11 protein-coding genes are annotated in these 15,002 nt (G+C 37.5%); 2 read left to right on the top strand and 9 right to left on the bottom strand.

Features of this window, described 5'->3' with window-relative positions; genetic code table 11:
- Positions 1 to 151 precede the first annotated feature (151 nt).
- Positions 152 to 343, bottom strand: coding sequence for a hypothetical protein (locus DN752_RS21510; protein ID WP_112786647.1), 192 nt, complete (start codon positions 341 to 343; stop codon positions 152 to 154).
- A 787-nt stretch (positions 344 to 1,130) separates the two neighbouring features.
- On the opposite strand from DN752_RS21510, the gene DN752_RS21515 reads away from it, so the two are divergent.
- Together DN752_RS21515 and DN752_RS21520 are read left to right on the top strand one after the other, a co-directional pair.
- A complete protein-coding gene (locus tag DN752_RS21515) occupies positions 1,131 to 2,513 on the top strand; it encodes an undecaprenyl-phosphate glucose phosphotransferase (RefSeq protein WP_112785893.1) in 1,383 nt (460 codons plus the stop codon).
- A 724-nt stretch (positions 2,514 to 3,237) separates the two neighbouring features.
- The gene (locus tag DN752_RS21520; protein WP_112785894.1) at positions 3,238 to 4,467 is read left to right on the top strand and encodes a polysaccharide lyase; all 1,230 of its coding nucleotides are present in this window, start codon (positions 3,238 to 3,240) and stop codon (positions 4,465 to 4,467) included.
- Positions 4,468 to 4,545: 78 nt separating this feature from the next.
- Here the strand turns inward: DN752_RS21520 and DN752_RS21525 are convergent, their stop codons facing one another.
- The 8 genes from DN752_RS21525 to DN752_RS21565 form a co-directional block, all read right to left on the bottom strand.
- A complete protein-coding gene (locus tag DN752_RS21525) occupies positions 4,546 to 5,154 on the bottom strand; it encodes a serine O-acetyltransferase (protein ID WP_112785895.1) in 609 nt (202 codons plus the stop codon).
- A 462-nt stretch (positions 5,155 to 5,616) separates the two neighbouring features.
- A complete protein-coding gene (locus tag DN752_RS21535) occupies positions 5,617 to 6,729 on the bottom strand; it encodes a DUF354 domain-containing protein (protein ID WP_112785897.1) in 1,113 nt (370 codons plus the stop codon).
- Positions 6,730 to 6,889: 160 nt separating this feature from the next.
- Complete coding sequence (locus DN752_RS21540; protein WP_245949348.1) at positions 6,890 to 7,849, bottom strand: glycosyltransferase family 4 protein; 960 nt, start codon at positions 7,847 to 7,849, stop codon at positions 6,890 to 6,892.
- Positions 7,850 to 7,985: 136 nt separating this feature from the next.
- Positions 7,986 to 9,071, bottom strand: coding sequence for a glycosyltransferase family 4 protein (locus tag DN752_RS21545; protein WP_245949349.1), 1,086 nt, complete (start codon positions 9,069 to 9,071; stop codon positions 7,986 to 7,988).
- Between the two features lie 51 nt (positions 9,072 to 9,122).
- On the bottom strand, positions 9,123 to 10,025 hold the full coding sequence (locus DN752_RS21550; protein ID WP_112785898.1) for a polysaccharide deacetylase family protein: 903 nt from the start codon (positions 10,023 to 10,025) through the stop codon (positions 9,123 to 9,125).
- A 58-nt stretch (positions 10,026 to 10,083) separates the two neighbouring features.
- Positions 10,084 to 11,613, bottom strand: coding sequence for a GNAT family N-acetyltransferase (locus DN752_RS21555; RefSeq protein ID WP_112785899.1), 1,530 nt, complete (start codon positions 11,611 to 11,613; stop codon positions 10,084 to 10,086).
- Positions 11,600 to 13,159 (bottom strand): GNAT family N-acetyltransferase, encoded by a 1,560-nt coding sequence (locus DN752_RS21560; protein WP_245949351.1) that lies wholly within the window; start codon positions 13,157 to 13,159, stop codon positions 11,600 to 11,602. The genes DN752_RS21555 and DN752_RS21560 overlap by 14 nt, the downstream gene beginning before the upstream one ends.
- A 533-nt stretch (positions 13,160 to 13,692) precedes the next feature.
- Positions 13,693 to 14,919 carry a polysaccharide pyruvyl transferase family protein gene (locus tag DN752_RS21565; RefSeq protein ID WP_112785901.1) on the bottom strand — a complete coding sequence of 409 codons (1,227 nt, stop codon included), beginning with the start codon at positions 14,917 to 14,919 and terminating at the stop codon, positions 13,693 to 13,695.
- Positions 14,920 to 15,002 lie beyond the last annotated feature (83 nt).

Here is a 15,002-nt window from a genome sequence, read left to right on the forward strand (position 1 = left end):
CAAGGGGGGAATTGAATATTTCCAGTAACATATTTATAATGTTTAAATGAATGCTAAATCTTCCGCAATTTAATACGTCGATGGCATTGGTCAAAATATAATAAAGAAAACTGGCCAGTCATTTTAATATGAAAGGCCAATTGGTCACCAATCAGTCAAAATCATCATCGAAATCATCATCGAAATCGTCCAAATCATCCTCTTCATAATCGATTAGATTTTCTTCTAATGCTTCATCATCGTCCAGATCATAAACATCCTCGTCAAAGTCATCTGGAGTGAATTTTTCGTCTTCCTCGAAGTCGTCAAATTCGTCGTAATAGTCTTCTGTTCCTCGTGCCATGGTATGATTATTTGTAAGTGGTTTTTTTGGCAAGATTTTCCACTATTTACGGCAAAAAAATTATTTGATCAACAAAAATAATAAATAATAACGAACAGTAGTTTAGCCCAGATTCGATGCCCCTAAGGTTAGTGTGTATTTGGTAATATTGGTGTTGATTATATGCTTTAACAGAAGCCTCCTAATTCTTAACAAAACAGCATTGATTTCGGTTTTAAGGAGGACGTGCCATATATCGTTTAGAGTTGACCTAGGTTGGATTGTGAATTATAAGTGGAAGTGCTTGATTTGTTTATGAATTGATAAATTTGTTAAGGGATTGTTGATTAATTTTTATCTTAGGGAGTATTATGGTGTTTATTTGATTTTTGGAGATTTTTTTTTCTCAATGTATTTTTTGAAGTTGTATAAATCTTGAAATACGTATGTTGATGATTAAGGCTCGTATGTTTACGTTTTTTTTGAATACCTGTACAGAATTGCTTCAATCGGATGTGTTTTTTAAACCATGAAAAATGTTTTTTAAATTAATTTTAATGTATTTTGTTTGCATTCTTGTGTTGCTTACTCTAAATTAGTGTTGTGTAAAAGGACACTGCGTACCAGTGAAAACAGCATATAGGATATTTGTGTATCAAATAAAAACAAAAGGAACATGGAAGATTCTCTACAGTAATGATTAGACATTAGGAGATATTAGGTTGCTTCATTGGTATAAAGCCTCAAGGAGGTGGATTGCAAATATTTATCTAAAAATGACAGTTGTAAATTTTTATTTGACTCTATTATGAATAATGCTAATAAAATTGTCGCGGGTTTTTTCTTCATTTGGGACACCGTAATATTAGGGATTACTTTCCTCGTTTCACTATATATCTTTAAAGACACTGGTGTGCAAGGGTTGGATTGGGCTCTTTTCTTGGGTTTGGTCTCTATTTGGTTTGTTATTGTTAAGTGGAGAAAGCTATATTTCTTTGATCTTAATGGGGACTTTTCCAAAAGGATTTTAAACTACCTAAAATCAAGTGCCATTCTGGTGGTGGTGCTAGGTTTAGTGTACTTGCTATTTACCTTTCCTCCCACCTTTAGGAAAGTAGTACTTTCCTTTTCCATAGGATTTCCTCTGATCGGGATTGTTACCAATTTCGTGATTTTGAGTATAATCAATAGATTAAAGAACAACGGAGGGGTTGGTAAGAATGTGTTGGTGACTGGGCAAGGAGAAATGGTCGGAAGAGTGAATTCTTACTTTAAGGAAAACCCCAACAAGGGATACCAGGTGAAGGGCATGGTTAAATACCAGAATGCACCTGAGCCACAATTGGCCGGAGAAGAAAGTTATATTGGTGACTTGGATACTATGGGGGACTATCTTAAAGAGAATCCAGTAGACGAAGTAATCGTGGCTATGCCAATACAGTATTCCGAAGAAATCAAGAGAATATTGACCACTGCAGATTATTACGGTACAAGAGTGAGGTTTGTGCCCGATTATCAAAACTTGTTGGGTGAAGAATGTAAGGTGGTTCGCCAAGGGAACATGGACATGATCAATGTTAGACAAATGCCATTAGACGATAAGCTTTCCTTTTTCATAAAGGAATGTTTTGATTGGTGTTTTTCGAGTTTGATTTTGTTGATGTTGTCCCCATTGTTTTTTGTAATTGTTCTACTGATTAAACTTGATAGTCCGGGACCGGCATTTTATTGTCCGGTTAGGATAGGAAAAGGGGGGAAGCCTTTTAGGGTTTTTAAGTTCAGAACGATGAAAGAAAATGATAATACTGGAAAAGCCTCTACAGTCGAAAACGACCCTCGTATCACAAAGGTGGGTAAGTTTCTTAGAAAATACAGTATCGATGAATTGCCGCAATTTGCCAATGTCTTCATGGGTGATATGAGTGTGGTGGGCCCTAGGCCTCACCGTTCATACTTGAACGAAGAGTTTCAACGTAGTGTAGATAAAGCCATGGTGAGACATTACTTTAAGCCTGGGGTGACAGGATGGGCTCAAGTGAGTGGCTGGAGAGGTCCTACTGAGACAGCTGAGCAAAAAGAGCAGCGCATAGCTCATGACCTTTGGTACCTTAAAAACTGGTCAATGAAATTAGATATCAAAATAATATATTTAACCATTTTTGGTCGTAAAACACACGGGACTGCTTTTTGATAGAGAATTGTTGGCATGGAGGATATTAGTATTCTCCATGCTTATTGTTGATTTTGTCCGGCCTTATTTTTTATTTGTTAATTAGGTATTTGTTTATTTTTATGATGTTTATATGTCTTATTTCCAATAAAATTTTGTTTGAAACTTGATTTTTATATCTAGAAAATCACTGGTTTAGGTGTATTGTACTGTTTTTTGTTGAGGAAATAATATCCAATATGTGGAATTTACTCTACAGTGTATGTCTCGATTTAATTATTGTTTGTTTTACAGAATTCAAATTTTTGCTGTATTATTTTAATTATTCAAATAATATTATTTGTTTTTTATCGATATGAAAAATCCTGATAATTTTATTATATTAATAAATAGATTTTAAATTGTATGATATTTATTATTTCATTGTTTAGTATAAATATTTTTATTTAATAATTTTTATTTCATTTTTTTGTTCATTTGTTTACGGTATTTATTCATTTGTTTACGTAGTTGTGTTGTTTGTTTTTATTTAGCTAAGTCCTTCAAATTCAAGGTGATGATGTGGTATAGATGTTGGCAATAGATGGCTGTTAGCATTTAATCACCCTATTGATTTTTGCTTTTACAACAGTTTATCAACCAACATACCACACTTATGAAAACTACCATTAGAGAAGGCCCACCTTATTAGCTTGCCTCGCATTGTAAACACTTAAAAAGTAATTATCACCTAACTTATTTATTAATGAAATCTATTACCACTTTACCTTGCAAGAGTTTTCTTGCGGGGCTAACTACAGTCTTTTTTGTGAGTTCTTGCCAACTAGATGAATCACAGCAATTAGAAGTACAGGAGAGTGAAGAAGTAGCAGAAGTTACTACTAAATTGTCCGGTTTATTATTTTCCGAAGACTTTGAAGGGGATGATCCTCTCAGAGGAGTGCATTACCAAGGAGCCGAAGATTATAGCTTAAGGGTCGTTTCTTGGCGATCATTTGAAGGGGACAAATCAGCCATGTTCAGGTTGACTTCATCAGACGATATGGTTGCTAACGGAACTAGATCCGAAATATTGGTCAATGATAAGGCATCTTCTCAGGATATGTGGTACAGCTTTGCTGTTTATTTTCCAGAGGATGGTTACGAATATGATAAGACCAATGAATCTATTTCACAGTGGAGACAAAGCTCTGGCGGACCATCACTGTCCTTAAGAACCGCTAAAGATGAGCTATACATCCGTGTCGTATCTCCTAAGGATGAAGATAAATGGGAAACCATTAACTTAGGCCCTATAATAAAAGATGAATGGACAGAATTTGCTTTTCACGTCCAGCATTCATCTGACAGTGACGGTTCTGTTGAGGTCTGGAGAGATGGGAATAAAATCCTCAACTATAAAGGCCCTAACCTGTACAAAGGACGAGGACTTCCCCATTGGAAAGTAGGTATTTACAAATCAATCTGGAATTATACAAAAACTGATAGTGATATTCGCGCAATATATATGGATAATATCAGATATGGTGATCAGAATGTATCATTATCAGATTTGGTTACAGGAAGTATTCTAAATTTAGCAGATGTTGTAATTAATAATCCTAAAGAACCAAAATTAATTATTGCTAATGCTCATACAGAATCACTATGGGAAGATTTACATCCAGGAAAGATAATCTATTTTTCTAGGTTAGGTACGAATAAATTTAGTTTATATGCTGATGTTGATGAAAGAGTTGAAAGCGTTAGATTTGATTTGTATAGAGAAACTAGCAATGGGTATAAATTGATTCATTCTCTGCATGATGGCGGGTATCCATTCCTTCTATTTGGAGATAATGGAAAAGGAAATTTCTATTATGGGAATAATTTTCTTGAGTCAGGAAGGTACAAAGTAGAGTTTGCTGCATTTGCTGATGAGAAGGGTGTAATACCAATTGGAGATAAAACGTCTTCGACATTTAAAATTTATTGATTTAAAAAAGGCTTATCCCATTTTGGGATAAGCCTTTTTTGAATTTTGGGAAGAGGAAAGATTTGTAATAGCAGGTTCTTACTTTTTGAGGGCTTCCATAGGTACTTCAGTAGGGCTTGCTTCTGCGGGATTTTTATGCTTTAGGACTTTTGCTGGTATTCCTCCGATGATGCAATTGTCCGGGACGTCTTGAGTGACCACACTGCCAGCTGCTATCGTGACATTGTTTCCTATATTAATTGGTCCTAGGATGGTCACACCTGTTCCTATATAACAGTTGTCTCCTATATTTACTTCAGGGTTATCTATTCCCGGCTTTTTTTTACCGATGAGTACCCGGGGAAGGACAGTACAGTTTTTACCTATTTTAGCAAAGACAGCCACTCTTACAAAGCCCGAGTGAACCAGATGAAAGCCTTCATCAAGCGTGTTTGGGTGAATGTAAAAGCTGTATTTCAGTTTCATTCTCCTATGGTTCCAGTACCTCCATGCCAAAGGAATATAGTCCCACAAAAACTTCTTTTTGTTGAGGTAATATTCCAAATACCTGAGATTTTTGAAAAAGCGATAAACCCTATAGCCTTCAGAATAAGTGATTCGCATGATAAAGGGCCTTTTTATATTAAGTTTCTCCTTTTCAACTTTCAATACCCTTTTTAAATCTGCTTTGGTTTTTATAATGTCCATTGGTTTATATGAAGATCTTATAAAATTATTTGTTCTCTCAATGAATGCTTCTCAAGCCTTAGGTGAATTTTCATTATTTCATGACTTTCAAGAGGAACTTAATCCCCGATTGATATGGTTTCCCCAGGAGATTAGATCAATAGGTGCTTTGCCACAATTTTCTCGCAGGTAAAAGAAGTGGATTAATACTTCCAATTAAGAGGAGATCCTGCCATGTTATATTTAAGCAAACCTGTCTAGGGCGGGATAGGCCGACAAGTAACTTCCTTACTTGATCTCTTCACGACCCCAAATAGCTACAAAAAAGGAACGTGCGCAGAAGCATTCTTTCAGGATGACTATACCAGAGAGTATATATTGTTCTGAAGACTTTGTCTATAGATGTCCTAGGTAACGATTTGTTTCAGATCGATTTAATCTTATATAAAATAGGTGTAAAAAAAACAGTGGAATTGTATGCTGTCAATGATGCTCTGGTATCTCCAAGGTAGCTGCTCTTTGCTTTACTTTTTGGAGAGCGGGAGATTTTTTGATCTGTCGAGGGGCATACGCTAAGACCTTTTCTATCATATAACTTGTCGTGTCAATGCAATTGGCGAGAAGTTTTTTTCTTCTTTCCTTAAATATCCACTCACTTTCTGGGTTTGATAGTATTTCTATCGCCTTACTGATGGCATTTTCCTGGTCTTGCGGAGCTTCCGTGAAATTATAAACTAAACTATATTCTTTTTCTTGTTCATCGGTATACCCTCTACCATCGTTGTCAAGAAATATAGCAGGCGTACCTAATACTGCAGCTTCTGAAGCCATCGTCGCACTTTCCCCAAAGAGCAGGGAGCTATAAAACAAGGCATGATGGATCTTGTCAATTGGTATTTTAATTCTATATTTTTCTAGATCTTCTGGAAGTGGCTTTTCAGAAGTAATCAGTACTTTGGCATGTTTGGATATCTCTTTGATGGCCTTTCGTTTATTGTCCAAAGACATGCCTGAATGTCCGAAATCATGGACTGAACCCCATGCTACGAATCTCACAATGACAAATTTTTCATTTGGCTTAACTCCGATGATGTCCAAAATCCCAGGGTCAGGAGTGAAATAGTTGGGATGCAAATAAGATAATTCCATAAAGCCCTGAAATCTATGCTGTTTTTCTCCTAGATCTGTCCTATAGCAGGATGGCGTGTGGATGGCTGTCGCATAGGGAACGGTCAACTTAGCATGTAACGTAGCATGTTCTGTGTCACTGAACACAATAGAAGGCTTGTTCATCAACTTAGCAATATGCGAAGGATAAGGGTGTAAAAAGTTGAGAAACACATCAGGTTTGAACTTTTTCGCTATTGATAATAGCTTAAAGTCAGCATAAAGAAGGTACAAAAGTTTGCCGATTCGGCCGTTTTTACCTTTGCCTCGATCTACGTATGGAATATCATGGGCTTCCAATAATTTGTGTTCTATTTCTTTATTTCTAGAAACAACTACTAATTTGTGCCCGTTTTCGGTCATTATCTTGTAGAAATTTCTAAAATAATGAACATGTGCAGGATGGTTTATGTCAATTAGTATTTTCATTTTGAGGAATAGTATTTATTTCAAATAGATGAATCGTAGTGTCGAATAAGGTAGTTTGTGGACAATAGGTAGTTTATTATAAAATTTAAAAAAGGGGTATTGTATTTAATTCTGCGGTATGTAAAAACTGTGAACTTTGTTCCCAGATTTAATGTACTGATTAGTTTAAAACAGTTTGATAAATGTTTTTTAGTCGCGAAGCTACTTCAGGAACTGAGAGCTTTAAATCAAATAATCTTTTACGACCTTCACATTCCTGTGAATATACGACATTATTTATTTTATCAAAAAGATCTTCTGGTGAAAAATCACATATTTGATATCCTTTTGTATTATTGATAAGGTACTTCACATCACCTACATCGGTAAATACACCCTTGCAGTTACAGGCCATCGCTTCTTTTACTACATTAGGTGATCCTTCTTGGAATGAGCACATGATCAATGCATCTACCGAATTAAGGTATTTGAAGACCAAACTGTGGCTTATCGGGTATGGAGCGATAACCTCTATGTTTTTTTCTGCCAGTTGATCCTTGATAGCATGTAGCTGCTGATAGTTTTTCCTTAGGTCTTTTGGATTCCCCAAGAACAAAACATACTTTTTGTCGGGGGCAAGATTAAGCTCTTGCCTGAAATCCTCTTCAAACGGGTGCAAATTCTCCATGTTGACACCATTTGGTAATAAGTGACTCTTTTTTTTCTGCCAGACCACCTGTTCTATATTGGGTGATTTAGAGATGATTTTTTTCACAAATGGCTGTATCAGAATACTCAGTATAGTAAGGTAATTAAGGCTTGGCTTGTTTTGCGACAATTTATTGACCCTTCCGTAGGCATCTGTTCCCATAAGTGAGAGCACGATAGGAAGGTTTGGTTTGGCGAGGACGGCCACCCATGCTGATAATGTGAAATGGGCATGAATAAGGTCATAGTTGTTTTTCCTTAAATGTCTACGTAATCGTTTCACATTAGAGAAATAGCCTTTGATCCCTTTGCCAAGGACTCTGAAATAATCCACTTCAATATTTTCGCTGATCAAAGAATCACCTTGTACTTTTATAAAAGGAGCCACCTCAAAGTTTTTAAGGTTACCTGATGAAACAAATAAAACTTTCATTTTGCTTTTTGAAATTACTTTTGTTCCGTTGTGGTTTTCTTTTAAAGTGGCAAAAGTGGTTGTGCTGATGTTTGTTGCCATAGTATTATCCATATTGTATGAAAACTAAAAGTAAGAATGTTAATCCTTATTTTTTTTAAGGGTTTGTAAGCTTTAGTGCATCTAGGTAAATGGATTTTAGCTTTAATGCGATGTTTTTGGTATCTAGTTTTTTATCTATAAGCCGATTCCGGCCTTGACATATCGGCATAGCGTCCACTTCCAGTATTTTGTCCAGTAGGTCTTCTTTCTTAAAAGAAGTAATGCCGTACCCTGGGGTGTTGCCGACTACTTCTCTGACATCGCCCACGTCCGTAAATACACCTTTACAGTTGGAGGCCATCGCTTCTTTGACCACATTTGGGGACCCCTCTTGAATGGAGCACATGACTACCATGTCGACACAGCTTAGGTATTTTATAATTGTTTGATGGCTGACAGGGTAGGGGGCAATTACGGTAAAGTTGAGTTTGGCCAGTTCATCCTCGGCTTCTTTCAAAAATTGAAAATTCTTGTTCTTATCTGCTTTATTGCCTAAAAAAAGGATGTACTTTTTGTTCTCATCCAAGTGGAGTTCTTTTCTGAAATCGGTTCTTTTTCCATCAAATTTGGCTAAATCCACTCCGTTGGGAAGAATATATGATTTCTTTTTGATCCAAACATGCTTGTCAATATTGATCGATTTGGAAATTATTTTTTTCACAAATGGTTGGATGGCGTACGTGAGCATAGTTAGGTGATTGAACACTTTGGCAATTTGCCATTGGCTTTTGACACGTCCTAGTGCATCTGTGCCCATCAGTGAGAGAATAAGCGGTTGTTTGGGAAAGGTAAGGGCGGCCACCCATCCCGAAAGTGTGAAGTGCGCATGGATGATGTCAAAATTATTCTCCTTAATGAATTTCTTGAGGTTTTCTATATTGTTGATATAGCCTTTGGATCCTTTACCCTTAATTTTAAAATAGGTCACATTTATACCCACTTGCGAAAGCGATTCCCCTTGTACTTTTATAAACGGAGCAAGATCAAAGTTTTTTAAGTTTCCGGAAGAAACAAAGAGGGCATTAATGGTCTTTTCTGGGGGATAAATTCCTGAATTATTCGTCTTGCTAAACTCGATAGCATAATTAGGATCATCCGTTTCGTCCATTAACGTTTCATCTAAGTAATTGATTTTTCTCATATTACGTTATTTGGGGATTTTTAGTAGGGTTAAGTATAGTAGTTTGTTCAATTAGTTTTTAAATGTTGACTTGGAATACCACACTCCCATTATGCGGCATAGGTTTTCTTCCCAGGATGCTCCCTCCAAAAACCCCAATCTAGGAAGGGTATAAGGAGTCTTAAAATCATCCCTTGTCAAGGGAACTGCTTTTGTGGAAAAGCCTATTTTAAAATCTTTTTTCTTTAGTAAATCTATTTCCCGATCTCCATAATCCCCATTTGGGTAGGCGAATGTGTCCACTTCCATACCTGTCCACGATGATACCTTTTCTTTGCTAATTTGCACTTCAAGATGGGCTTCTTGGTCAGTACAGTTCGGCAGTATCGGATGGGTATGGGTATGTGCTCCAAAAGTAACGAAAGGGTTGTTGGTTATGGATTTGACATCTTGGATCGTCATCGCTTCTCTTTCACCCAGATCAGTTTTTTGTTGTAGGTTTTGTAGGAGTACAGATCTTTCTGCGTTGGGAAGTTTTTTCATTTCTTCCGAGCTTGGGAATCCTAAATTTTGTTTGCTTGCTTTTTTTACTGTGGAAAACCAATAATATCCTATTTCAATGGCTTCTGTGGCAAGAAAAATAGTGATGGGGGTTTGGTGTTTTTTGGCTATGTGGGCCATGTTTTCCACATTGGAAGACCATCCATCATCCACTGTGATCAATACGGCTCCTTTAGGAAATGGAGCGTTTTCATAAATGATTTTCTTTAGGGCACTGACACTGATAAAATGGAAGCCATTGTTTTTTAGCCAGATTATCAATCCCTCAAACTCCTCTTTAGTGGGTTTGTGAAAATATATGGATAAGATATGGTCACCATTTAATGCCTTGTTTTTGGCCCGCTTTAATAACCCAAGGTTAATAACAGCTTTTGCGATTTTTTGAGCAAAAATGTTCCGGCGTTTTTTATTCATGGTAATATCTTTGGTGATTTCCTTATGATAAGGAAAACGTATTGAAAAGTGGTAAGCCTTACTCGAGGATAGGGAATTTGAAATAAGAAATGTCCATTGACGAAACTAAGCTTGGCGACAGGTGCTCATCTTGAATGATCGTATTAATGATTTCTTGAGGGCTTTCCAAGCTTGGCGATAGGTAGGAAAACTCCAAGTTGTCTTGTTCTCTTTTATTTCCATTCATCTCTTTGGTGCCAGTGGGGATAAACCAAAGCGTTGCAATGAGCAATTGCGCTGATTTAACAGCATAAAAATGCTGGCCATTTTCTATTCGGTACATTGCGTCCGAGAGAAAAGCTATTTTTTGTTCCTCCAGTGGGAAAATGAGGAGGTCAGCAATATTGTTTTTATGATAAGTATAATTTGATTTTGATTCAACAACACTCGTTTGGTTTGTCTTTATATTGAACTGATCACCTTTTAAATTGAAATAAATAGCTTTGTGTTGGCTTTCCGATGGGTTGCCTTTGTTCGATCCGAAAAAAAGAGTGGACAGTAAAGTTGGCTTTTTCGGCTTTTTGCCAATTAGGTTTTTTGCTGTTGATTTAATCGAATCTTTGACTTGTTTCTTTTTGGTCTCGAATACGGAGTCCATTTGTAGTTCATGAGTGGAATAATAGCTGGTGGCCAGTTTGGATTTATAGCCATCTATGCCTCCGGGTGTCAGGTCAAAATAATCAAAGTTGTCCTTTTTAAGATCGATTCCCAGCATGAGAAAATGGAGGATACCTGGACTGTGTTTTGCATAGAAAGGAGAGTGGGTGTTTAGTCCTTGTAAGTGGACAGTGTTTCCTGTGATAAACCCGACATTAGAGGCGATTATTTCATTGTTCAATTTTAAAATGCTGGCATGGAGCAGCCCCTTTTCAAAGACCTTGTCAAGAAAATCCACCCTTCTGTGGTCATCTAAAAAGGCCAACTTGCCATAAATGGCGCCTTTTCTAAACTCATTTTGCTCGATTAGCTGTGGAAGAATATCGGTAAAGTCTGTCGGAGAAGTTATCCGTTGAAAGGATAATTCACCTTGTCTTTTCAGTCGGTTTATTTTTTCTTTTTTGTTTTTCTTTTTAAGCTCGATATCAAGTCTTTCTTCATTACATTCCATGATAGGCTGGGCATATTCTTTTAAGAAGATATGTTTTTTTAGCCGACTATGGTCATCTAACCAATCAAGTGGGCTTTCAGAAGGGAGGTACTTAAGGTGCAGGGAATAGTCGTTACGGATTAAGTCCAAGGCGCCTTTAATGAATGAAGTATTGTTCTCCTTAGTGGATAACCATGCTTGGTATTCAGCTAGATTATTTCCTGGATAGGATAGTTGGTCAGCTGTCTGGATGAGAGGGAATATCCCGGTCATGGAATCACCGTTCCAGTCTGTAATGATGATAGGAGTCTGATCATCGAATAGCTCATACCAAGTCAGTACGAATTCCTTTTGCTGAAAAACAGTGGCCCAAGGGCATTGCCTGGCCAACCTGTCCCAGCTTTGAAGAAAACTTGGCTGCTTTATGATTTCCAGTACGTCCTTGCCTTTATGAATTTTCATGATGGGAGGTTGGTTTTTCAGATGAAGTGCGATTGGACTCAGATTCTATTACATAGTTCTCAAACGCCCGATTGTTGTTTTTGAATGAGGTGTGGAAGTAACTGTCTGCAATGGAAGGCATAGACTCATCATTGGATGGTTTTTCATCATCCGATGTTATCCAGATACTGGCCAATAATTTCTTGCCGTCCGAAATCGAATAGAATTCAGCCCCTCTGCTGACAAGGGAAAAGGCCCTTTCCAAAAACTCCCACCTGGACTGTAGGCCGTTGCGGTCATTATACTTCAGCAGGTCTGTAATACTGTTTTTTTTGACGGACAAACCAGCATCTTCCGAAGGGAAGCTATACGATGCCATAGTTTCGTTTGCAGAAAAAAATGATTTGGTAATTCCTTTTGTTTTTTCCTTTATCAAATAGATCTTCTTCTTCATGTTGAGCTCGAAGGACATCGGTCTCACATCAAATTTCACGAGCGTATTGTGGAGGTTTTTTCTTAGGAATTTTTTTACCCCGTATTTCAGGTTTTTGCTTAGGTGGAGCTCCACCACTTCGTCTCCACTTGTAGAGAAGCGTTCTTTGTACCCATCATAGCCAGGAGTAAGGTCAAATTTGTGGTAACCTTCTTCCTGGAGCATCTTGCCCAACATGTAAAGGTGTACAAGGCCCGGGGAATGTTTGGAATGGAAGGGAGAATAACTGATCAATCCGGCCAAGTGCATCCAGCCTTTTCCTTTCATGCCTATTATGGAAGAGATCGTTTCTCCATCTAGTTTTAGAGCAGTCACATGGAGAAGGTCCTTTTTGAAAAGCTCTATGAGGAATTTATGGCGGTTTGGGTTGGACTTTGAAGGTAGTTTATTAAACATGGCTGCTTGGCGAAAATCCAAATAGACCAAGATTTCGTCCAATATCTGAATAAATTCATCTATCTCAGTGACTTTACTGAATGCGACCTGTCCAGCCCTGTGAATACGGTTATATTTGGCCTTGAGATGTCTTTTTCGAAAAAGCTTTTGTTCTTCTACCAGTGCAAAATCCATTAAAGGACGATGGTGCTTATGTAGAACAATGTGTTTTTCCTTGATCGAAGTTAGGGACTTTAAGGGCTCGATAATGCTGGGATCAGGGATAAACCTAAGACTCAGTTTGCATTGGGGGAATTCATTGAACAGCGCCTCGAAGCCATTTTTGATAAAGATTTCGTTATATCCATCCTTTACGATCCAAGTTTGGTACTCCGCATCGAATTTGCCAGCCCCGGTTATTTTCATGGACCTGTCCTTTTGGAATTCACCGTTGGTTTTGGAAGTAGTCAGTGCTAATAGGCCGACTAATTCGTCGTCTTCAAAGACAGTGAGCAGAATGGGGGTGATTTCTTGCTGATTAGCATAATACCAACTTTCTACAAATTGCCTTTCCTGAAAGATTGTAGCCCAACTGGTGGTTGCATATAACCTATCCCATTCTCTTTGAAAGCCGGTGTCCTTCAGAATGTCAAAAACGCAATTTCCAATGAATGTCCTTGAAATTGTTGATGTTGTCATCTTGTTAAAAATGTATCCTAGCATAAATAGTTTATTTTTGGCCAATAGGATATTTCCTGAAAACTGTTTTTCAGGTTATTTGGGTTTTGGAAGTGCTTGACGAGTAGGGAGTAGGGACAAGCAACTTCCCAATGGATTTTTTTAACAGTTTGTAATAAGATCCATACTAAGAGGCCTTTGGAAGTTAGTTTCTTTTTTACAAAGTAGATTTGTGTCTGTCTGGTGTTTGTTTATGAAACCATCGATACTCAGATGTCTTTAGTTGTGCTTAGTTAGATGGTGTTGATTTCGAATGATATTTCCAAAATATGATTATCCTCAATGATACCAGTAATCACAGGAAAATGAAATAGGTGCTCACAGAAAACATGGAAATCTCAGAAAAGCCTTATTTCTTTCTGGGTGTTCTGTGCGTTCCGTGAGAAATAAAACCTACTGGCAATAAAGCGTATAATCACATCCAAAATCACTAATTAGAAAAATGATGCGGATATAATAATTTTGTAGGACTATCTAATAAGATAGTCCTACAGTTAGGCTGGAATTTTATCACTATGAATAACTTCACTTACAATAAAATCAATCTGATCTTCAACGAGTTTTGTACACTCATCTATTTTGTTGCTGATTTTTGCTGTTAAAGGTTCGTGATTTTCCAGTACATACGATATTTTTTTATCCACCTCTTCTAGGAGAGGAGACTGATCACCCCATGTTTGATTTCTGGATTCTACGATGAGATCTGGTAGCTCAAGGCCTCTACCGATCACTCCAGCGTATTTTTCGCTATAGGCAAGAGAGATGGCAGGCTTTTTCATAAAGAAAGTGGATACTGCAGCATGCATCCTTCCGGTAATGACCATTAAGCTTCCTCCTAGGATTTGTCTGGCTTCTGCCGGTTGGATAGCTTCAGTAATGAAGATCAGGTTTTCCCGCTCTTCTGGTGCCATACTTTTTTCGATTTCTTTGATGACAAAACGATCATCTGATTTTGCTGGAGCGAGCACGTGTCCTAGAATTACAAACTTAAAATCCGGAAATCTCTTGGAGAGGTTAAGGATCAGTTTTTTCCATGTTTTGATGTAGCCCTCTTTGTCCTCTGTATACTTATGCCATAGGCCGGAAGGAACCATGGTAAAGTACTTGTTTGGCTGTAACTCGGGATAGTTCTCTAGGATTTTTCCAAATTCCTTCTGATTTGGCAAAGTCATCATGGCAAGATCCCTACTTTTTACCAGCTTCTTAATGCCAATGCTCTTGGAGAATTCGTAACTATTATCATCACGGGTAATAATGCTAATATCCTTATAGAAGTTTTTGACCATTGTCCTGGTAGTACCAAAGAAAGGCCCAAACGATTGGCCGGCAAGGATTACTTTACATTTCTTGTTGATGGATTTGTAGACTGATCCTTTTAGTAGAGCTCCTTTTTTATACGTTTCAGAGAGATCATCACCACCCAATACAATTAGGACGTCAAAGTTGTCAGTGATCTTTTTGATGGACTCATCACTACCGAATATATAGCGTTTTACCTTGGTGATCGGAGTTAATTTGGTGTTGAACAACGCATCGAACTTTTTAAGATCATGAACGCCGGTCCCTACTTTTAGCCTGTCCAGGTTATAGTCATCGCATTCACAGTAAATTTCAGCGTCCGGAAGTAATGGCTTCATCCTGCTGATGAGGTTCAATGCCATCATGGCGCTTCCATAGTTTAGTGTCTGGGAAATGTGGGTAATAAGAATTCTTGTCTTCATAGTTTATTAATAATAAAGTGGATCTAGGTATAAAAGGTTATTTGGGACTGAAGGACGATTATCGTAAAAGGTTATTGAGATAA

Origin of the sequence: Echinicola strongylocentroti (assembly GCF_003260975.1) — a bacterium.
GTDB classification, from domain to species: domain Bacteria; phylum Bacteroidota; class Bacteroidia; order Cytophagales; family Cyclobacteriaceae; genus Echinicola; species Echinicola strongylocentroti.